Origin of the sequence: Streptomyces sp. NPDC089919, assembly GCF_040684615.1 — a bacterium.
Lineage (GTDB): Bacteria > Actinomycetota > Actinomycetes > Streptomycetales > Streptomycetaceae > Streptomyces.
In genome coordinates this window covers 16,102-36,780 of the sequence record NZ_JBFBGK010000023.1, presented here as the reverse complement: position 1 = coordinate 36,780, position 20,679 = coordinate 16,102, and the positions used below count along the sequence as shown (strand labels likewise).

The 20,679-nt window shown below is 73.0% G+C and carries 12 protein-coding genes; 5 read left to right on the top strand and 7 right to left on the bottom strand.

Annotated features, from left to right (window positions below; genetic code table 11):
- Positions 1 to 41 precede the first annotated feature (41 nt).
- Entirely contained in the window at positions 42 to 7,244 is a 7,203-nt protein-coding gene (locus AB0O40_RS12845) for an amino acid adenylation domain-containing protein (protein ID WP_365039229.1), read from the top strand.
- Positions 7,241 to 8,518 carry an MFS transporter gene (locus AB0O40_RS12840; protein WP_365039226.1) on the top strand — a complete coding sequence of 426 codons (1,278 nt, stop codon included), beginning with the start codon at positions 7,241 to 7,243 and terminating at the stop codon, positions 8,516 to 8,518. The genes AB0O40_RS12845 and AB0O40_RS12840 overlap by 4 nt, the downstream gene beginning before the upstream one ends.
- 26 nt (positions 8,519 to 8,544) lie before the next feature.
- Here AB0O40_RS12840 and AB0O40_RS12835 read toward each other — a convergent pair whose 3' ends face one another.
- On the bottom strand, positions 8,545 to 10,485 hold the full coding sequence (locus AB0O40_RS12835) for a DNA/RNA helicase domain-containing protein (RefSeq protein WP_365039223.1): 1,941 nt from the start codon (positions 10,483 to 10,485) through the stop codon (positions 8,545 to 8,547).
- A gap of 307 nt (positions 10,486 to 10,792) precedes the next feature.
- Between AB0O40_RS12835 and AB0O40_RS12830 the strand changes: the two genes are divergently transcribed.
- On the top strand, positions 10,793 to 10,921 hold the full coding sequence (locus AB0O40_RS12830) for a DUF6408 family protein (protein ID WP_365039220.1): 129 nt from the start codon (positions 10,793 to 10,795) through the stop codon (positions 10,919 to 10,921).
- A gap of 73 nt (positions 10,922 to 10,994) precedes the next feature.
- Here AB0O40_RS12830 and AB0O40_RS12825 read toward each other — a convergent pair whose 3' ends face one another.
- Together AB0O40_RS12825 and AB0O40_RS12820 are read right to left on the bottom strand one after the other, a co-directional pair.
- Positions 10,995 to 12,320 (bottom strand): TRAM domain-containing protein, encoded by a 1,326-nt coding sequence (locus AB0O40_RS12825; protein WP_365039218.1) that lies wholly within the window; start codon positions 12,318 to 12,320, stop codon positions 10,995 to 10,997.
- A 130-nt stretch (positions 12,321 to 12,450) separates the two neighbouring features.
- Positions 12,451 to 14,499 carry an APC family permease gene (locus AB0O40_RS12820; RefSeq protein ID WP_365039215.1) on the bottom strand — a complete coding sequence of 683 codons (2,049 nt, stop codon included), beginning with the start codon at positions 14,497 to 14,499 and terminating at the stop codon, positions 12,451 to 12,453.
- A 226-nt stretch (positions 14,500 to 14,725) separates the two neighbouring features.
- Between AB0O40_RS12820 and AB0O40_RS12815 the strand changes: the two genes are divergently transcribed.
- Together AB0O40_RS12815 and AB0O40_RS12810 are read left to right on the top strand one after the other, a co-directional pair.
- A complete protein-coding gene (locus tag AB0O40_RS12815; protein ID WP_365039212.1) occupies positions 14,726 to 15,394 on the top strand; it encodes a TrkA family potassium uptake protein in 669 nt (222 codons plus the stop codon).
- Complete coding sequence (locus AB0O40_RS12810) at positions 15,391 to 16,062, top strand: TrkA family potassium uptake protein (RefSeq protein WP_365039210.1); 672 nt, start codon at positions 15,391 to 15,393, stop codon at positions 16,060 to 16,062. Before AB0O40_RS12815 ends, AB0O40_RS12810 begins: the two co-directional genes overlap by 4 nt.
- A gap of 64 nt (positions 16,063 to 16,126) precedes the next feature.
- On the opposite strand, the gene AB0O40_RS12805 is transcribed toward AB0O40_RS12810, so the two are convergent.
- From AB0O40_RS12805 to AB0O40_RS12790, 4 genes are read right to left on the bottom strand one after another with little or no spacing between them, the layout of a single operon-like run.
- Positions 16,127 to 16,882 (bottom strand): DUF3159 domain-containing protein, encoded by a 756-nt coding sequence (locus AB0O40_RS12805; protein ID WP_365039207.1) that lies wholly within the window; start codon positions 16,880 to 16,882, stop codon positions 16,127 to 16,129.
- A gap of 3 nt (positions 16,883 to 16,885) precedes the next feature.
- The gene (locus AB0O40_RS12800; RefSeq protein ID WP_365039204.1) at positions 16,886 to 17,296 is read right to left on the bottom strand and encodes an OB-fold nucleic acid binding domain-containing protein; all 411 of its coding nucleotides are present in this window, start codon (positions 17,294 to 17,296) and stop codon (positions 16,886 to 16,888) included.
- Positions 17,297 to 17,354: 58 nt separating this feature from the next.
- Positions 17,355 to 18,041, bottom strand: a complete 687-nt coding sequence (locus AB0O40_RS12795; RefSeq protein WP_365039201.1) for a response regulator — start codon at positions 18,039 to 18,041, stop codon at positions 17,355 to 17,357.
- Positions 18,038 to 20,575 (bottom strand): sensor histidine kinase KdpD, encoded by a 2,538-nt coding sequence (locus AB0O40_RS12790; RefSeq protein ID WP_365039198.1) that lies wholly within the window; start codon positions 20,573 to 20,575, stop codon positions 18,038 to 18,040. The genes AB0O40_RS12795 and AB0O40_RS12790 overlap by 4 nt, the downstream gene beginning before the upstream one ends.
- Positions 20,576 to 20,679 lie beyond the last annotated feature (104 nt).

Sequence of the window (20,679 nt, the reverse complement as noted above, 5' to 3'; positions counted from 1 at the left end):
CCACCGCCCCCCGCCCCGCTCCGCACGTCCCTGGAGGTCCCGTGTTTCCCGTTTCGTTCGCCCAGCGGCGGCTGTGGTTCCTCAACCAGCTCGGCGATACCGGCGCCGCGTACAACTGCCCGCTGACCACCCGGCTGCGCGGTCCGCTGGACCCGCGGGTGCTGGCCGCGGCCCTCGGCGACCTAACCGGGCGGCACGAGGTGCTGCGTACGGTCTTCCCCGAGGTGGACGGCGAGCCCGTGCAGCAGGTCACCGACCGGGCACCGGAGCTGCCGGTGGTCCGCCTCGGCGAGGCGGAGCTCGCCGCCGCGCTGGCCGCCGAGGCCGGGCACGTCTTCGACCTCACCACCGAACTCCCGGTGCGGGCCCGCCTCTTCGCGCTGGGCGACGAGGAGTGGGTGCTGGCACTGGTGATCCACCACATCGCCACCGACGGCTGGTCCTGGGGTCCGCTCCTGACCGACCTGGCCACCGCCTACGCCGCCCGCTGCGCGGGCACGGCGCCCGAGTTCGAACCGCTGCCGGTGCAGTACCGGGACTACACGCTGTGGCAGCGCGAGCTGCTGGGCGCGGAGGACGACCCGGAGAGCCTGCTCGCCGAGCAACTGGCCTTCTGGAAGCGGGAACTGGCCGGCACCCCGGCCGAACTGCCGCTGCCCGCCGACCGGCCGCGCCCGCAGGTGGCGAGCTTCGCCGGCGGGTCCGTCCCGCTGGAGCTGGACGCGGAGTTGCACCGACGGCTCCTGGAGCTGGCCCGGGAACACGACTGCACCCTCTTCATGGTCCTCCAGGCCGGCCTCGCCGTCCTCCTCTCCCGCCTGGGAGCCGGCACCGACCTCCCCATCGGCACCGTCGTCGCCGGCCGCACCGACGAAGCACTCGACGACCTCGTCGGCTTCTTCGTCAACACCCTCGTCCTGCGCACCGACCTCACCGGCGACCCCACCTTCACCGAACTCCTCCACCGCGTCCGCGAAACCGACCTGGCCGCCTTCGAGCACCAGGACGTGCCCTTCGAGCAGGTCGTCGAGGCGGTCAACCCCGAGCGGTCCCTGGCCCGGCACCCGCTCTTCCAGGTGATGATGACCCTGGACGGCGGCGCCGGTCCGGCCTTCGCCCTGCCCGGCCTGGAGTGCGCGGAGCAGTCCGCCGCCTGGGACGTCGCCAAGTTCGACCTCACCGCGGACTTCCAGGAGCGGTGGGACCCGGCGGGCGCCCCGGCCGGCGTCGGCGGCGCCCTGGAGTACGCCACGGACCTGTTCGACCGGGCCACCGCCGAAGACCTCGGGACCGCCCTGGCCCGGGTGCTGGCGCGCCTGGCCGCCGACCCCGCGGCCCCCGTCGGGCTCGCCGACCCGCTCTCCGCCGAGCAGCGCGCGCTGGTCCTGACCGGCTGGAACGACACGGCCGCACCGGTGCCCGCCGGGACCCTGCCCGAGCTGTTCGAGGAGCGGGCCGCCCGCACCCCCGACGCGACGGCCCTGGTCTTCCGGGACACCGCACTGACCTTCGCCGAACTCGACGCCCGCGCCGACGCGCTGGCGCACCGGCTGGCCGGGCACGGGGTCGGCCCGGAGCACCTGGTCGCCCTGGCCCTGCCCCGGTCCGCCGACTCCGTCGTGGCGCTGCTCGCGGTGCTCAAGTCCGGCGCCGCCTTCGTGCCCGTCGACACCGACTACCCGGCCGAGCGGATCGCCCGGCTGCTGGGCACCACGACCACCGTCGTCACCGACGCCGCGACCGCTCCGGGCCTCCCGGACACCGGCGCCCGCCGCGTGCTGGTGGACGCGCCGGGCCCGGTCCCGGCGGGCGCCCGCGGCCCCGTCCCGGGCCGCCGGATCCTGCCCGGCGGCGCCGCGTACGTCATCCACACCTCCGGGTCGACCGGCGAGCCCAAGGGCGTGGTCATCGACCACGCGGGGCTGCGCAACCTCTACGCCTTCCACCGCGCCGGGGTCATCGCCCGCGCCGAGGAGCTGCACGGCGGGCGCCGGATGCGCATGGCCCTGACGGCCGCGCTGTCCTTCGACACGTCGTGGGAGGGGCTGCTGTGGATGGTGGCCGGCCACGAGCTGCACCTCGTCGACGACGACACCCGCCGCGACGCGGCCGCGCTGGTCCGGCACATCGCCCGGGCCGGCATCGACGCCCTCGACGTCACCCCGACCTACGCCGAACAGCTCGTCGAGGAGGGCCTGCTGGACGACCCCGTGCACCGGCCCAAGGTGCTGCTGCTCGGCGGGGAGGCGGCCGGCGCGGCCCTGTGGACGCGGGTCCGGGAGGCCGAGGGGATGCTCTGCCACAACCTGTACGGGCCCACCGAGTGCAGCGTGGACACCCTCTGGTGGGACGCCGCCCTCAGCGAGGCGCCGCTGGTGGGCCGCCCGCTCGCCAACACCCGGGCGTACGTGCTCGACTCCGGGCTGCGGCCGGTCGCCCCGGGCGTCCCCGGCGAGCTGTACCTGGCCGGACCGAGCCTGGCCCGCGGCTACCTGAACCGCCCCTCGCTCACCGCGGGCCGCTTCGTGGCCTGCCCCTTCGAGGACGGCGCCCGCATGTACCGCACCGGCGACCTGGTCCGCTGGGACCGCGAGGGCCGCATCGACTACCTCGGCCGCGCCGACGACCAGGTCAAGATCCGCGGCTTCCGCATCGAACCCGGCGAGATCGAAGCCGCCCTGCGGTCCTGCCCGGAGGTGGCGCAGGCCGCGGTGCTCGCCCGGGACGGCGGCCCGGCCGGCAAGCGCCTGGTGGCGTACGTGGTGGCGGCCGCGGGCCGGGTCGCCGAGCCGGGCGTGCTGCGCGGCCGGCTCGCCGCCCTGCTGCCGGACCACATGGTGCCCTCGGCCTTCGTGGCCCTGGAGGCCTTCCCGATGAACCGGAACGGCAAGCTGGACCGGGCCGCGCTGCCCGCGCCGGACTTCGGCGCGCTGCTCTCCTCGCGGGCCCCGCGCGGGCCCCTCGAGCAGCTGCTCGCCGAGCAGTTCGCCCAGGTGCTGGGGCTGGCGTCGGTGGGCGCCGAGGACAGCTTCTTCGAGCTGGGCGGCCACTCGCTGCTCGCGACCCGGCTGCTCTCCCGCATCCGTACCGCCCTCGGCGGCGACCTGGGCATCCGCCAGCTGTTCCAGCACCCGACGGTGGCCGGGCTGGCCGCCTGCCTGGCGCAGGACCCCGCCGCCGGCGAGGGCCGCCCGGCCCTGACCGCGGCCGCGGTGCGGCCGCCGGCCCCGCCGCTGTCGGCCGCCCAGCGCCGGCTGTGGTTCCTGAGCCGGGCGGGCCAGTCCGCCGGCTACCACTGCCCGTTCGCCCTCCGGCTGCGCGGCCCGCTGGACCCCGCGGCGCTGGCCGCGGCGCTGGCGGACGTCACCGACCGGCACGAGGCCCTGCGCACGGTCTTCCCGGAGACGGCGGGCGAGCCGTACCAGCGGGTGCTGCCCGCCGGCGGCGGCGTGCCCCTGGACCTGGTGGAGTGCGGTCCCGAGGGGACCGCCGGCGCCCTGGACGCCCTGCTGGCCCGCCCGTTCGACCTGGCCGCGGCGCCCCCCGTGCGGGCGGCCCTCCTCGCGGCCGGTCCGCAGGAGTGGGTACTGGCCCTGGTGGTGCACCACATCGCGCTCGACGGCTGGTCCTGGGGGCCGCTGTTCCGCGACCTGTCCCAGGCGTACGCCGCCCGGAGCGCGGGCGCCGCACCCGCCTTCGAACCACTGCCGGTGCAGTACGCCGACTACACGCTCTGGCAGCGGGAACTCCTCGGCGCGCAGGACGACCCCGCGAGCCGGCTCTCCCGCCAACTCGCCTTCTGGACCGGCGCGCTGGCCGGCGCCCCGGCCGAGCTGGCGCTGCCCTACGACCGGCCGCGCCCGGCGGTGGCGGACTTCGCGGGCGGCTCCGTCCCGGTCGCGCTGGACGCGGACCTGCACGGCCGGCTGCTGGACCTGGCCCGCGCGCACGGCTGCACCCTCTTCATGGTGGTGCAGGCGGCGCTGGCCGTGACCCTGTCCCGGCTCGGCGCGGGTACCGACGTACCGATCGGCACGCCCGTCGCGGGCCGTACCGACGAGGCCCTGGACGACCTCGTGGGCTTCTTCGTCAACACCCTGGTGCTGCGCACCGACGTCTCGGGCGACCCGAGCTTCGCCGAACTCCTGAGCCGGGTCCGGGAGGCCGACCTCGCCGCGTACGAGCACCAGGACGTGCCCTTCGAGCGGGTCGTGGAGGCGGTCAACCCGGCCCGCTCCCTCGCCCGCCACCCGCTCTTCCAGGTGCTCCTCCAGGTCCAGGACGGCGAGGACGGGACGCCCGCGCTGGCCGGCCTGGAGGTCCGCCCCGAGCCGTTCCGCTTCGACGTCGCCCAGTTCGACCTGACGCTGGACGTCCAGGAGCGCCGGGACGCCGAGGGCCGCCCCGCCGGGATCGCCGGCTTCCTCGAGTACGCGGCCGAGCTGTTCGACCACACCACCGTCGAGGAGCTGGCCGCGGCCCTGGAGCGGACGGTCCGGCTGCTCGCCGAGGCGCCGGAGCTGCCGGTCGGCGCCGCCGACCCGCTGACCCCCGCGGTCCGCCGGCGGGTGCTCACCGAGTGGAACGACACCGCGCTGCCGGTGCCGGCGGCCACCGTGCCCGAGCTGTTCGCGGCCCGGGCCGCCCGTACCCCGGACGCCACCGCGCTGGTGCACGGCGCCGAGCGGATCGGCTTCGCCGCCCTGGACGCCTGGTCGGACCGGCTCGCCCGGCGCCTGGTCCGGGACGGGGCGGGTCCGGAGCGGGTGGTGGCCGTCGCCCTGCCGCGCTCCCCGGCGGCGGTGGCCGCGATCCTGGCCGTCCTCAAGGCCGGTGCGGCCTTCGTCATGGTGGACACCGGCTACCCGGCCGACCGGATCGCGCACATGCTGGCCGACTCCGCGCCGGCGCTGCTGGTCACGGACTCCGCGACCGCCCCGCTGCTGCCGCCCGCGGGTCCCGGGGTCCCGCTCGTCCTCACCGACGTACCGGACGACATCCCGGCCGACGAGGTGGCCGGGCCCGGCACCGGGCCGCTGCCGCGGATCCGGCCGGGCGACGCGGCGTACGTCGTATACACCTCGGGATCCACGGGCCGGCCCAAGGGCGTGGTCGTCGACCACGCGGCACTGCGCAACCTGTACGCCTTCCACCGCGCCCACACCATGGCCGAGGCGGAACGAGCCGCCTCCGGAAGGCAGTTGCGGGTGGCCCTGGTGGCCTCGCTGTCCTTCGACGCCTCCTGGGACGCCCTGATGTGGATGGTCGCGGGGCACGAACTGCACCTGATCGGCGACGCGGTGCGCCGCGACGCCGCCGCCTTCGTCCGGCACGTCGCCGACGCCGCCCTCGACGTCGTCGACACCACCCCCACGCACGCCGAGCAGCTGGTCGAGGAGGGCCTGCTCGACACCCCGCCGCGGCTGCTACTGATCGGCGGGGAGGCCGCCGGCGAGGCCCTGTGGACCCGTTTGCGCGCCACGGAGGGGATGCACGCCTACAACCTGTACGGGCCCACCGAGTGCACGGTCGACGCCCTGTGGTGGGACACCGCGCGCAGCGAGCGCCCGCTGGTCGGCGGCCCCGTCGCCAACACCCGCGCCTACGTGCTCGACGCGGCGCTGCGCCCGGTCGCCCCGGGCGTCCCCGGCGAGCTGTACCTGGCCGGCGCCGGGCTGGCCCGGGGCTACCTGCGGCGCCCGGGGACCACCGCGGAGCGGTTCGTGGCCTGCCCCTTCGAGGACGGCGCCCGCATGTACCGCACCGGCGACCTGGTCCGCTGGGACCGCGAGGGCCGCATCGACTACCTCGGCCGCGTCGACGACCAGGTCAAGATCCGCGGCTTCCGCATCGAACCCGGCGAGATCGAGGCCGCGCTCGCGGCGGCCCCCGGGGTGGACCGGGCCGCGGTGACCGTCCGGACCGACGGCCCGGGCGGGACGAACCGGCTGGTCGGGTACGTGGTACCGGCCCCCGGCGGCTCCGCGGTGACCGCGGCGGAGCTGCGCGCGCACCTCGCGGCGACGCTCCCGGCGCACCTGGTGCCCTCGGCCTTCGTGGTGCTCGACGCCTTCCCGCGCACCCCGAACGACAAGCTCGACCGGGCCGCGCTGCCCGCGCCGGAACCCGGCGCGGGCCGGGACGGCCGGGCGCCGCACGGCCGCCGCGAGGAGGTCCTGGCGGGCCTGTTCGCGGAGGTGCTGGGGCTGCCCGCGGACGCGGTGGGCGCCGAGGACGGCTTCTTCGACCTGGGCGGGCACTCCCTGCTGGCGGCCCGCCTGATGGCCCGGGTACGCGAGGCACTGGGCGAGGACTTCGGCGTCCAGGACCTGTTCGCCGCCCCCACCGTCGCCGCCCTCGCCGCCCGCTCCGGGGCCGCGGTCCCGCGCGGGGACGGGTCCGTCCACGGGGACGCGGGCGTGCACGGGGACAGGGGCGCGCACGGCGACGCGGACCCGCTGGCGCCGCTGGTCACGCTGCGCCCGGGCGCGCCCGGGGTGCCCGCCCTCTTCTGCGTCCACCCCGGCGCCGGCACCGGCTGGGTGTACCGGGGGCTGCTCGAGCACCTGGACCCGCGGTGGCCCGTACACGCCCTCCAGTCACGCGCCCTGAGCGAGCCCGCCGCCCGCCCCGGCACCGTCGCGGAGATGGCCGCGGAGTACGCGGCCCGCATCCGCGCCGTGCAGCCGGACGGCCCGTACCACCTCCTGGGCTGGTCCTTCGGCGCCGTGGTCGCCCACTCGGTGGCCGTCACCCTCCAGAACGCCGGCGCGGAAGTGGCGGGCCTGACCCTGCTGGACGGCTACCCGACGCCCCTCGACGAGGGGACGGCCGACCCGGCTCCGGACCCGCTGCGGGACCTGCTCGAATCGCTCGGCTATCCGCCGCGCGAGGAGTGCGGGGAGGCGGGCGCGGCTCCGCTGACCTTGGAGGGGCTGGTGGCGGCAGCGGCCGCCGAGGACGGCCCGCTGTCGGTCTTCGACGGGGCGACCGTCGCCGCCCTGGGCGAGGCCTACGTCCACCACGACCGGCTGGCCGCGGCCCACCGCCCGGCGGTGTTCCGGGGCGCGGTGACCCTGGCCGTCGCCGCCCACGAGCCGGACGCACCCGGCCCGCAGGCGTGGCAGCCCTACGTCACCGGCCCGGTCGCCCACCACGAAGTACCGTGCGCGCACGGCGAGATGATGGCGGCCAAGCCGGCCGCCGAGATCGCCGCGCTGCTGGCCCAGGGCGTGCGCCGGTGACCGCCGGCCGCGGCGCACTGCGCCGCCCGGACTTCCGGCTGCTGTGGGCCGGGGAGTCCGTGAGCCAGTTCGGCAGCGCCGCCACCCGGGTGCTGCTGCCCCTGATCGCGGTCGACACCCTGGACGCGGGCCCCTTCACGATGGGCGTACTGGGCGCCGCGGCCTGGGTGCCCTGGCTGCTGTTCGGACTGCCCGTGGGCGCCTGGACCGACCGGATGCGCCGCCGCCCGGTGATGATCGTGTGCAACGCGGTGTCGGCCGCGCTCATGCTCTCGCTGGCCGCGACGGTCTGGCTGGACGCCCTGACGACCACTCAACTGATGCTGGTGGCAGTCCTGGCCGGCACCGCCGACGTCTTCTTCCGCGCCGCCTACAGCGCGTACCTCCCCACCCTGCTGCCCGCCGAGCAACTCGCCGACGGCAACGCCCGCCTCCAGACCAGCGAATCGGTGGCCGAGGTGGCCGCCCCAGGCGTGGGCGGCGCCTTGGCCCAGGCCGGCACCGCCGCCGCCGGCCTCCTCGCCGACGCCCTGACCTTCCTGATCTCAGCCACCCTCCTCCTCCGCATCCGCACCCCGGAGAGCCCGCCGGGCGGCACCGAACCAGCTCCCACCCAGCGGTCATTGGTGACGGAGATCCGCGCGGGGGTGGCCTTCCTCACCCGGGACCCGTTCCTCCGCACGATCCTGCTCTGCGACGCGGCGATGAACCTCTTCCTCGGCGGCGCCCAGGCGCTCACCATCCTCTTCCTGAGCCGGACGGTGGGCGTACCCGGCACGATGGTCGGCGTCCTGATCGCCCTGGCGGGGCTGGGCGGAGTCCTGGGCGCGATCCTCTCCCCGCACCTCGCCCGCCGCTTCGGCACCGCCCGAGCCGTCCTCCTCTGCGCCTTCTGCGGCAGCCCCTTCGGCCTCCTGATCCCCCTCACCACCGACGGCGCCGGCCTCCTCACCTTCCTGATAGGCGAGTTCTCCCTGATGACCAGCGTGGTCGCGGGCAACGTCATCATCGTCAGCTTCCGCCAGGCCTACTGCCCCCCGAACATGCTCGGCCGCGTAAGCTCCACCATCCGCTTCGTCATGTACGGCACCATCCCCATAGGCAGCCTCCTAGCCGGCGCCCTAGCCACCCCGTTGGGCACAAAGGAAGCCCTCTACCTCCTCTACACCGCCAACGCCCTCACCCCCCTCCTCCTCTTGAGAGGCCCCCTCAAATCCCACCGGGACCTCCCGACCCCGGACCCCACCAGAGAGGACGCCCCCGCCACCGCCTGAGCGCTCGGCGACCGGGAGCGTGGCGGTCACAACCTCGGAACCCCGAGGTCGGCGAAGAGGCGCGTGGTGCCCGGGTCCACCGAGTACAGCACCGTGCCGCGGATCGACCTGGTCATCAGGACCCCGTAGGCGTTGCGGATCCGCTCCAGCAGGTCCTTGTCGGAGGAGACCCTGCGCGCCTTGCTCCGCACATGCTCGCGATCCACGACCCAGGCGTCCCCGGCCCAGGTGAGATCGGCCCCCATGATCACTCCGCCCCACTCGTACTCCAGGCCCTGCGCCGTGTGGACACAGCCGATCTGGCCGAAGCCGCCGGGATCCGTGGCCCAGAAGCGGCGCTTCGGCACTCCGGGAGTGCGGTGGCTGTCCCCCGCGTTCCACGGCCGGGCCCACCCCTCCTCCGGAGCGACGTCCGGTGCGGTGCCCGTGTCGTCGGTCCACTCCCAGCACATTCCCGCGCTCATCCGGGCGCTCGACTCCGCATCCAGTTTGGACTGCAGGAACGCTTCCATCCGGGCGGCACTGTCCGTGTAGTACAGCTCGAAGGGTTCCGGTTCCTGGCCGTCATCGGCACGCCACGGAACCGGATCACCCGTGAGGAAACGTTTCACCCATTCGTCGTAGGTGGAACTCCCCACAGCGCGATAGGCCCGGTCCAGCCGAATGGGCACGACCTCTGCCCTCAACTCGTATATCGCGTCGATGAGTTCCTGCTCTGACCAGATCTCCTCGGCGAACAGCCGCTGGTCGCCGTCGACGAAGAAGACCGGCACCCTGGCTCGGGTCACGATCACCGAAACGGAGGACTCACCGGGCCGCATGGAGAAGGAACCGGTCTGCGGACGCTCGGTGAGCCGGTGCGCTTCATCGCACAGCAACAGATCGAGTTCGTCGGCCGCGACGTCGTCGGCGACCTTGTTCAGCGTCGGAAAGGCCTTTCCCATGCCTCTGACACCGCGTTTGAAGTTCTCCCGGGAGGCGATGCCCCCCGAGACGAACTTCGCGTCGTAACCTCCGCGGTGCGCCTGGCCCAGCAAGGTCAGTGCGAGGAGGGACTTACCGGTGCCGGCCCGACCGCTGACCACGAACACCTTCTTCGCCCCGCGCGACGGCGAGCGAACGGCGTCCATGATGTTGTTCACCGCTTCGAGCTGCTTCTCGACCAGGCTGAACTGCGTGTGGCCGTTGACGATCGCCCCGGCCTCCGACGTCAGGAGCGCGGTGGTGCGCCGCCGGTCGAGCAGCGCCTGAGCCGCCACCGCGTCCGCCGCCGGCTCGAAGCGGGCTTTCAGGAAGGCCCGGAGATCCGCAGGCTGGCGGGCGGTGAACGTCGGGATGTCCGCCACTGGCTTGACCCGGCCGATCCACTGCGACGCGGGGTCCTTGAGATTGTGCAGGTACGCGGCACCGGCGAGGTGCACATAGCGGTCGTCGAACATGCTGTGATGGAGCTTCAGCGCGTTCAGGTTGTCCATTACCTGTACCGCGGGGTGCTTCTTGTGGCGCCCGTAGTCGGGCATGTACACGCGGTCGAGGGCGCATTCGCCGCAGAGGGTCCCGGCATCACCCCGGCATGCGGTGCAGAGACCACCCGTCCCCTGGGACGGATCGGGGCGCATGACCGTGCGCCACTGCTTCAGCTCGAGCGCGACGTAGCTGTGCCCGCCCTCGGGATGGGTACCGGCCAGGACCACGTCGATGGGGTTCATCGCCTGCTGGACCCGGTACTCCACGAACACGTAGACCTGCCCGAGCCCGAGGTTCGTCAGGGCCGTGGCGACCTCGTAGACGCTCTCCCGCCATGAGTCGACGTCCCCCGCCGAGGGCTGCCTCCCGTTGGGGTGGGCGCCTTCGTAGCACTTGATGATCTCGGGAACCACGCGATCCGGGTTCCGCACCATCTCGTCGGCCGGCCAAAAGACCTCCAGGTCCGCCCACGTGCCCCCGCCCGCCATGAACCCACCCATCCCCACTCTCGGCCCCTCTGTCCGCCGGCCACCGTACCTTGGCATGCGCCTGGCAAGGCGGACGGAGCGACGGCTTCTCGCCAGGGGTCGAGCAGTGGGGTACCGGCGAATCCGGTGGCTGCACACCGCTCCGCTCCACTAGAGTGCGGCTGCGCTGCGGGCCTTCCCGGAGGGCACACGCGAGTTCACGATCCCCTCAACAGCCATGAGCCGTGGTGGTCGCCGTCACCCAGCGGGTGCGGCGGGTCGGCGGAGGTCCGGTAGGACGTCCCTACCATTCCGACTCACAGCTGTGGAGTGGTGTCCCGTGAACGAAGCCGAGTGCAAGTCCGCGCGTCGCGTCTGGTTCCGCAAGGTCCTGATCGACGTCTCCGCCGGTGTCGTCTCCAGCCTCGTGCTGGCGACGCTGACGGCGGTCGCGCGCCTGCTCTTCTGAAGCAGGCCGGTGGCGGGCCCGGAGAGCCCGCCACCTCACACCTCTGAGCAGCAGCCCGGCTCCGGCGCCCGGCTCAGTCCTCGGCGCGGATCGGCTCCAGGATCGCCACGCACTCGACATGGTGCGTCATCGGGAACAGGTCGAAGACGCGCAGGGTGCGGGGCTTGTAGCCGGCTTCCTTGAAGTAGGCGAGGTCGCGGGCGAGGGCGGCCGGGTCGCAGGCTACGTAGGCGATGCGGCGGGCGTTGAGGCCGGCCACGTGGCGGACGGTCTGCTTGCCGGCGCCGGCGCGCGGGGGGTCGAGGACGACCAGGTCGCACTCCGTGATGCCGGTCCGCGGGAGGACCGCCTCGACCTTGCCCTGCTCGATGCGGACGCGCGGGAAGTCGGCCAGGTTGTGCCGGGCGTCCTCCACCGCGCGCTTGGTCGATTCGATGCCCAGGACGGCTCCGGTGTCGCCCAGGCGCTCGGCCAGCGCGCCCGCGAAGATGCCGACGCCGCAGTAGAGGTCGAGGGCCATCTCGCCCTTGCGCGGCATCAGGCCCTGCATGACGGCCTTGATGAGGGTGTCCGCGGCCTGCGGGTGCACCTGCCAGAAGCCGCCCATGCCCACGCGGTAGGTCCGGCCGTCGGCCCGCTCGCGGACGAAGGGGCGGCCGTGGACGCGGTGCACGCCGCCGTCCTTCTCCTCGACCCGCAGGACCGAGACCGGCTTGTCCAGCTCGACCAGCGGCAGCCGGCCGCCGGGACGGGGGGTGAGGACGACCTGGCGGTCGCTGGAGCCGGAGGCGGCGATCGCCTCGACGGTGGCCATCTGGGGCCAGTCCTGCTTCTCGATGCCCAGCTCGCTGACGCCCGGCGCCGCGATCATGCAGTGGTCGATCAGCTCGATGTCGTGCGAGCGGTGCCGGCGCAGGCCGGGGTTGCCGTCCTCGTCGATGGCGTACTGGACGCGGGTGCGCCACTGCGGGACCTCGCCGGCCGGCAGCTTGTCGCCCTCGGCGGGGGCCACGGTGCCGTCCCAGCCGGCCTCCTCGGGGGTCAGCCCGGCCAGCCGCTGCAGCTGCTCGGCGACGACCTCGCCCTTGAGGCGGCGCTGGGCGCCGGGCTTGGCGTGCTGCCAGTCGCAGCCGCCGCACTTGCCGGGGCCGGCGAACTTGCACGGCGCCTGGACCCGGTCCTTGGAGGCGGTCAGGACCTCGGTGGCGTCCGCCCGCAGGAAGCGGGAGTCGATCTCGCCCTCGGTGACCGTCGCGACCACCTTCTCGCCCGGCAGGGCGTGGCGGACGAACAGCACCCGGCCGTCGGCGGTCCGCGCGATGCAGTGGCCGCCGTGCGCGACGGGCCCGACCTCGACCTCGTACGTCTCCCCGACCAGTGACTGCTTCTCGTTCTGCATGGCGGGGACGACTCCAAGTCTGAAAACTGCGTCTGGAAAGACTGCCGGAAACCACTACGACGCGCTGGACGCGACCCATCAGTGTACGACGGGTCGCGTCCGCTCTTCTTCACCTCGAAGCCGGGGCAGGTCAGCCCTTCTGCGTCGGCTCCTTGCGCCGCTGGTCCACCGGACCCCGGCGCACCGCACCCGGGGCGCTCCACTCCTGGCGCCGCTTGGCGCGCTTCTTGGCCGCCTCGGAGGAGGCCAGCTGGTAGGGCACCGAGGTGACCATCACACCGGGCGTGAAGAGCAGCCGGCCCTTGAGGCGCAGCGCGCTCTGGTTGTGCAGGACGTGCTCGTACCAGTGGCCGACCACGTACTCCGGGATGTACACGCTGACGGCGTCGCGCGGGTTCTCGGTGCGCAGGCCCTTGATGTACTCGACCACCGGGCGGGTGATCTCGCGGTACGGCGAGTCCAGGACCTTGAGCGGGACGTCGATCCCGCGCCGCTCCCACTCCGCCCGCAGGGCCTTGGTCTCGGCCGGGTCGACGCTGACGCTCAGCGCCTCGAGCTGGTTGGCGTGCAGCAGCTTGGCGTACGCCAGCGCCCGCAGGGTGGGCTTGTGCAGCTTGGAGACCAGGACGACGGAGTGCACCCGGGAGGGCCGCACGTACTCGTCCGGGCGCTCCTCGGCGGCGGCGATCTCGTTGGCGACCTTGTCGTAGTGCCGGCGGATCGCGGACATGGTGACGTAGAAGATCAGCATGCCCAGCAGGGCGACCCAGGCGCCGTGGGTGAACTTGGTCGCCAGGACGACGACCAGGACCAGCCCGGTGAAGGTGGCGCCGAAGGCGTTGATGGCCCGCGAGCGCACCATGTGGCGGCGCTTGGCCTGGTCGGTCTCGCTGCGCAGGTGCCGGTTCCAGTGCCGGACCATGCCGATCTGGCTGAGCGTGAAGGAGACGAACACGCCGACGATGTAGAGCTGGATCAGCTTGGTCGAGTCGGCGTCGTAGATCCAGACCAGCAGGATCGCGGCGCCCGCGAGCAGCACGATGCCGTTGGAGAAGGCGAGCCGGTCACCGCGGGTGTGCAGCTGGCGCGGCAGGTAGCGGTCCTGGGCCAGGATCGAGCCGAGCAGCGGGAAGCCGTTGTACGCGGTGTTGGCCGCCAGGAAGAGCACCAGGGCGGTGGCCGCGGCCAGCACCACGAAGAGGAAGCTGCCCTTGCCGAAGACCGCCTCGGCGACCTGGGAGATCACCGGGTTCTGGACGTACGTCGGACCGACCGGGACGCCGCCCTGCAGCAGGTCGGTGGCCGGCTTCTCGGCCATCCGGACGTGCGTGCTCATGGCCAGCGCGATGATGCCGCAGAACATGGTGACGGCCAGCCCGCCCATGAGGGCGAGGGTGGTGGCGGCGTTCTTGCTCTTGGGCTTGCGGAAGGCCGGGACGCCGTTGCTGATCGCCTCGACGCCGGTCAGTGCGGCACAGCCGGAGGAGAAGGCCCGGAGCAGCAGGAAGACCAGCGCGAATCCGGCGAGGCCCTGGTGTTCCGCCTTGATCTCGAAATCGGCTGTGGGCGCCTTCATGGTGTCGTCGAGGACCAGTCCGCGCCAGGCGCCCCAGGCGATCATGACGAAGACACCGGCGACGAAGACGTAGGTGGGAATCGCGAAGAGCTTTCCGGACTCCTTCACACCGCGCAGGTTCATCAGTGTGAGGAGCAGGATCATGGCGATCGCGCAGAGCACCTTGTGCTCGATGACGAAATGCACCGCGGAGCCGAGGTTCTCGACGCCGGAGGCGATGGAGACCGCCACGGTCAGCACGTAGTCGACGAGGAGGGCGCTGGCGACCGTGAGGCCGGCCTTGGGCCCGAGGTTGGTGTTGGCGACCTCGTAGTCGCCGCCTCCGCTGGGGTAGGCGTGGACGTTCTGCCGGTAGGACGCCACGACCGTGAACATCAGCACCACGACCGCCACCGCGATCCAGGGGCTGAAGTGGTACGCCGACACGCCCGCGATCGAGAGGACCAGAAGGACCTCTCCCGGGGCGTACGCCACGGATGACAGGGGGTCGGACGCGAACACGGGAAGTGCGATGCGCTTCGGCAGGAGCGTTTCACCGAGGCGGTCGCTGCGCAGGGCCCGGCCGATCAGGATCCGTTTGGGCACGTCGGTCAGTTTGGACACGCAGAGGATGTTAAGCGTTCGAAAACAGCGCTGACCAACCACCACCCGAACCCCGCCCCAATTACGCACGGCCGCGGCACAAGACATCACACTGGTGACCGCGCGTGTGTAGCTTGGGCCACGGTCTGAGACCCTGTGAAGCCAGAGGATCATCCGGTCCCTCCGGCCGGAAGATCATCCGGGTCCGGAACTGGGTCCGGAACTATTGACAGCCGGAAGGACGGCCGTGCACATCGTCATTATGGGCTGCGGAAGAGTGGGCTCCGCTCTCGCGCAGACCTTGGAGCAGCAGGGGCATACGGTCGCCGTCGTCGACCAGGACCCCACCGCGTTCCGTCGGCTGGGATCGGGCTTCGGCGGTCGTCGCGTGACCGGCGTCGGCTTCGACCAGGACACCCTGCGCGAGGCCGGCATCGAAGAGGCGGGCGCCTTCGCCGCGGTCAGCAGTGGTGACAATTCCAACATCATCGCGGCCCGGGTGGCCCGCGAGATGTTCGGCGTGGAGAACGTCGCGGCCCGTATCTACGACCCCCGACGCGCCGAGGTCTACCAGCGCCTGGGCATCCCGACGGTGGCCACCGTCCGCTGGACGGCCGACCAGATGCTGCGCCGGCTGCTGCCCTCGGGTGCCGAGCCGCTGTGGCGGGACCCCAGCGGCGGCGTCCAGCTCGCCGAGGTGCACACCTCCGCCGCCTGGATCGGCGAGAAGGTCAGCAAGCTGCAGGAGGAGACCGGCGTCCGCGTGGCCTTCCTCACCCGGCTGGGCGAGGCGATGCTGCCGACCTCCCAGACCGTGCTGCAGGAGGGTGACCTCGTCCACGTGATGATGCGCACGGACGAGATCGAGAAGGTCGAGGCGGCCTTCGCGCAGGGCCCCGAGGAGGCACACGCATGAGGGTCGCCATCGCCGGTGCCGGCGCCGTCGGCCGCTCCATCGCGGGCGAGCTGCTGGAGAACGGCCACGAGGTCCTGCTGGTCGACAAGGCGCCCACCGCCATCTCGGTGGAGCGGGTGCCCCAGGCCGAGTGGCTGCTGGCCGACGCCTGCGAGATCACCTCGCTGGACGAGGCCGCGCTGCAGCGCTGCAACGTGGTCATCGCCGCGACCGGTGACGACAAGGTCAACCTGGTCGTCTCGCTGCTGGCCAAGACCGAGTACGGGGTCCCGCGGGTGGTCGCCCGCGTGAACAACCCGAAGAACGAATGGCTCTTCAACGAGTCCTGGGGCGTGGACGTCGCCGTCTCCACCCCGCGCCTGATGTCGGCCCTGGTCGAGGAGGCCGTCAGCGTCGGCGACCTGGTGCGCCTGCTGCGCTTCAGCCACGGCGACGCCAACCTGGTCGAGCTGACCCTGCCGCCGGAGTCCCCGATGGCCGGCACCCGCATCAGCGAGGTGAACTGGCCGCAGGACACGTCCCTGGTCACGATCATCCGCGGCAACCGGGTGCTCACCCCGCACCCGGAGGAGACCCTGGAGGCCGGCGACGAGCTCCTCTTCGTGGCCGCCCAGGCCCGCGAGGAGCAGCTGGAGGACCTGCTGAACGCCGAGCGCGCCGGGGGCTGAGCCCCGCCACGCGCACGACGAGGGCCCCGGAACCGATCGGTTCCGGGGCCCTCGCGTCGGCGGACTACGCCTGGTGGTGCCGGGCGGCAGCGGCGGCCTTGCGCTCCTTCTCGGCCTGCTCCTCCGCCTCCATCTCCGCGAAGACGTCGATCGGCGGCGGGGCCTTCGCCAGGAAGACCCAGGTGAAGTACACGGCGATCACCATGGGCGGCAGCTTCAGCGCGATCAGCACCCAGCCGAGGCTGGTGGTGTCGCCCCACCAGTACAGCGGGAAGAGGATCGCGTACTTGGCCAGGAAGACCAGGCCCCAGGCCAGGCTGGCCTTGGTGTACGCGGCCTTGCGGCCGGGGTTGCGGGTCCGCCAGGAGAGGTTCTCCTTGAAGATCGGCCCCAGCACCACGCCGAGCAGCGGGAAGCCCACCAGCGCGGAGAGCGTGAAGGCGACGCCGAGCCCGGCGCCGTAGATCATGCCCGGCAGGTAGAAGTCCTTGGCGTTGCCCGTGAACATGGCGAAGGCCACGCCGAAGCCGACGCCGAAGACGCCGCTGAAGGCGTGCTTGACGGTGTCCTTGCGGACCAGCCGGACCACGACCAGCGCCAGCGCCACCGCGACCGCCGCGATGCCGGAGGACTTGAGGTCCTTGTTGACCGTGTAGATCCCGACGAAGAGCAGGCCGGGCAGCATGGTCTCCAGCGTGCCCCGGATCCCGCCGAAGGCGTCGAAGAGGGCGGCCTGGGTCACGGCCCGGGCATCGGCCTCGGCATCCGCGGTCGAGGGCCCGGCGGGGCCCTCCGCTCCCTGCTTGTCGAGTGGCGTCACCGGCTAATGCTCCTGTCCCAGCGGTCGGAGTTCGTACTTCGGGTTGAAGAGCACCCGGCGGCCGTGGCTCATCGCGATCCGTCCGGAGGCGATCATCTTGCGGCCCGGTTCTATGCCGACGATGGAACGCCTGCCCAGCCAGACCACGTCCAGGGCGGCGGAGCCGTCGAACAGCTCCGCCTCCAGGGCCGGCACTCCGGCCCGCGGTCGCAGGGTGACCGTGCGCAAGGTACCAGTCACCTTGACGATCTGCCGGTCGTGGCAGTCGCCGATCCGGGTGCACCCCGCGGCCTCCGCGTCCTCCTGGAGCTCGGCGGAGAGCAGTTCCTCCTGGGAGGTGGACAGCCGCTCGAGCATCCGGCGGAACCGCCCGGCGGGTTTGGCGGGCTTCTCGGAACGAGGTACAGCACTCATACAAGAAGCGTACCGGCGCCCCGCGCACCTCTCGTAGTGGTATCCCCCACCTCCTGGATCACCGCTCGAAGCGGTACCCCATGCCGGGCTCGGTGATGAAGTGCCGGGGGTGCGAGGGGTCCGCCTCGAGCTTGCGGCGCAGCTGGGCCATGTACACCCGCAGGTAGTTGGTCTCGGTGCCGTAGGAGGGCCCCCAGACCTCCTGGAGGAGCTGTTTCTGGCTGACCAGCCGGCCGCTGTTGCGGACCAGGACCTCCAGCAGGTGCCACTCGGTCGGGGTCAGGCGGACGTCCCGGCCGTCCCGGCTGGCCTTCTTGGCCGCCAGGTCGACGGTGAAGCCGGCGGTCTCCACCAGCACCTCGTCCCCGCCCGCGCCGGCCACCGGCTCGGCCCGGCGGACCGCGGCGCGCAGCCGGGCCAGCAGCTCGTCCATCCCGAAGGGCTTCGTGACGTAGTCGTCGGCGCCGGCGTCCAGGGCCTCGACCTTCTCGTCCGAGCTGTGCCGGGCGGAGAGGACCAGGATCGGCACCCGGGTCCAGCCGCGCAGCCCCTTGATGACCTCCACGCCGTCCATGTCGGGCAGCCCGAGGTCCAGGACGACCACGTCGGGGTGGCGGGCCGCGGCCAGCTCGAGCGCCCCGGCCCCGTCGGCGGCGGCGTCGACCTCGTACTTGCGGGCCCGGAGGTTGATCACCAGGGCCCGTGCGATCTGCGGCTCGTCGTCCACCACGAGCACCCGCGTCATGGCCGTCCTGCTTTCTCTCGTACCGCTGTTCTGTCACTGTGCACGGCCCGCAGGGTCAGCACCATCGTCAGGCCCCCGCCGGGGGTGTCCTCGGTGTGCAGGGTGCCGCCCATGGCCTCCACGAAGCCCCGGGCCACCGCGAGGCCGAGGCCGACCCCGGCCCCGCGCGGGGCGTCCCCGTAGCGCTGGAAGGGTTCGAAGATCCGTTCCTTGGCCTCGTCGGGGACGCCGGGGCCCCGGTCGACCACCCGTACCTCGACGCGTTCGCCCAGCACGCTGGCCGAGACCTGCACCCGCTGCCCCTCGGGGCTGTACTTGACGGCGTTCTCGACGACGTTGGCCACCGCCCGCTCCAGCAGCCCGGGGTCGACCGCGACCATGGGCAGCGTCTCGGGCACGTCCAGCCCGACGCTGCCCTCGGGTACGCCGCCCAGGGCCATCGGGACCACCTCGTCGAGGTCGATCTCCCGGATGAGCGGGGTGACGGTGCCGGTCTGCAGCCGGGACATGTCCAGGAGGTTGCCCACCAGGTGGTCGAGCCGGTCGGCGCCCTCCTCGATGCCTTCCAGGAGGGCGGCCCGGTCCTCCTCGGACCACTCGACGTCGTCGGAGCGCAGCGAGGAGACCGAGGCCTTGATGCCGGCCAGCGGGGTGCGCAGGTCGTGGCTGACCGCGGCGAGCAGGGCGGTGCGGATCCGGTTGCCCTCCGCCAGCTCCCGGGACCGGGCGGCCTCGTCGACCAGCCGCTGCCGGTCGAGGACCACGGCGGCCTGGGCGGCGAAGGCGCCGAGCACCCGCCGGTCCTCGGCGGGCAGCACCCGGCCGGACAGGGCCAGGGCCATGTTCTCCCCGATCGGCATGTCCACGTCGGCGTCCTCGGGCCGCCCGACCGGGGCCGGCCCCACGCTGCCCGCCGGCTCCCAGGGCTCGACCTCCCCGGCCCGCTCCAGGAGCGCCACCGAGTCCATCGCGAAGGTCTCCCGGACCCGCTCCAGCAGGGCGTCCAGGGTCGCCTCGCCGCGCAGCACGCTGCCGGCCAGGAAGGAAAGGATCTCGGACTCGGCGCGCAGCCGGGCGGCCTGGTGGGTGCGGCGGGCGGCCAGGTCGACGACCGAGGCCACCGAGACGCCGACGGCGAAGAAGATCCCGATGGCCAGGATGTTCTTGGGATCGGAGATGGTCAGCCGGTGCACCGGCGGGGTGAAGAACCAGTTCAGCAGCAGCGAGCAGAGGGCGGCCGAGGCGAGCGCCGGCACCAGCCCGCCGAGCAGGGCCGCGGCGACCGTCAGGGCCAGGAACAGCAGCACGTCGTTGGCCAGACCGAGGTCGCCGTCGATGTGGGTGAGCAGCAGCGCGAGGCCGGTGGGCAGCCCGACGCCGACCACCCAGCCGGCCAGGATCCGGGTCCGGCCGAGCCGGGTGAGCCCGGCGACCGGCAGGTTGCGGCCCTTGGCGACGCCCTCGTGGGTGACGATGTGGACGTCGAGGTCGGGCCCCGAGTCACGGGCCACGGTCATGCCCACGCCGGGCCCGAACATGTACTGCCAGGGCCGCCGGCGGCTGGAGCCGAGGACGATCTGCGTGGCGTTGACCCCGCGGGCGAACTCCAGCAGCGCCTCGGGCACCGCGTCCCCGATCACATGGTGAAACGTTCCTCCCAGGTCTTCGACCAGGGTCCGCTGCACCGCGAGCTCCTTGGGCGAGGCGGCGGTGAGGCCGTCGCTGCCGGCCACGTACACGGCCAGCACCTCCCCGCCGGCGCCCTTCTCGGCCAGCCGGGCGGCCCGGCGGATGAGGGTACGTCCCTCCGGGCCGCCGGTGAGCCCCACCACGATGCGCTCCCGGGCCTGCCAGGTGGAGCGGATGCCGTGCTGGCCCCGGTACTCCCGCAGGTACTCGTCGGCCCGGTCGGCCACCCACAGCAGCGCCAGCTCGCGCAGGGCGGTGAGGTTGCCGGGCCGGAAGTAGTTCGACAGCGCCGCGTCGACCTTGTCGGACCGGTAGATGTTGCCGTGCGCCATCCGCCGGCGCAGCGCCTGCGGCGACATGTCCACCAGCTCGATCTGGTCGGCCCGGCGCACCACCTCGTCCGGCACCGTCTCGCGCTGGCGCACCCCGGTGATCGACTCGACCACGTCGCCGAGTGATTCCAGGTGCTGGATGTTGACGGTGGTGACCACGTCGATCCCGGCCCGCAGCAGCTCCTCGACGTCCTGCCAGCGCTTGGGGTTGCGCGAGCCGGGGACGTTGGTGTGCGCCAGCTCGTCCACCAGGACGGTGCCGGGCCGGCGGGCCAGCACGGCGTCCACGTCCATCTCCGTGAACGGCACCCCCCGGTGCTCCAGGGTGCGCCGCTCGACCTGCGCCAACCCGGCCAGCATCGTCTCGGTGCGCGGCCGGCCGTGGTGCTCGACGAAGCCGACGACCACGTCGGAGCCGCGCTCCACCCGGCGGTGGGCCTCGGAGAGCATGGCGTACGTCTTGCCGACGCCCGGTGCCGCGCCGAGGTAGATCCGTAGCTTGCCGCGTCCCATGTCCCTATTGTCTTTCACGTCCTGGTAGCGCACCGTCACGGGGTCGGCCCTCCGGGTCAGCGCCCGGTCGGGGCCTCGAACGCGGTGCCGGGCTCGAGGACGCC

What these genes read in the sequence shown, in the direction of transcription:
- AB0O40_RS12795 (WP_365039201.1), bottom strand. Translation starts at nt 18,041, where the DNA reads ATGACGCGGGTGCTCGTGGTGGACGACGAGCCGCAGATCGCACGGGCC.
- AB0O40_RS12835 (WP_365039223.1), bottom strand. Translation starts at nt 10,485, where the DNA reads ATGGGTGGGTTCATGGCGGGCGGGGGCACGTGGGCGGACCTGGAGGTC.
- AB0O40_RS12800 (WP_365039204.1), bottom strand. Translation starts at nt 17,296, where the DNA reads ATGAGTGCTGTACCTCGTTCCGAGAAGCCCGCCAAACCCGCCGGGCGG.
- AB0O40_RS12790 (WP_365039198.1), bottom strand. Translation starts at nt 20,575, where the DNA reads ATGGGACGCGGCAAGCTACGGATCTACCTCGGCGCGGCACCGGGCGTC.
- AB0O40_RS12825 (WP_365039218.1), bottom strand. Translation starts at nt 12,320, where the DNA reads ATGCAGAACGAGAAGCAGTCACTGGTCGGGGAGACGTACGAGGTCGAG.
- AB0O40_RS12810 (WP_365039210.1), top strand. Translation starts at nt 15,391, where the DNA reads ATGAGGGTCGCCATCGCCGGTGCCGGCGCCGTCGGCCGCTCCATCGCG.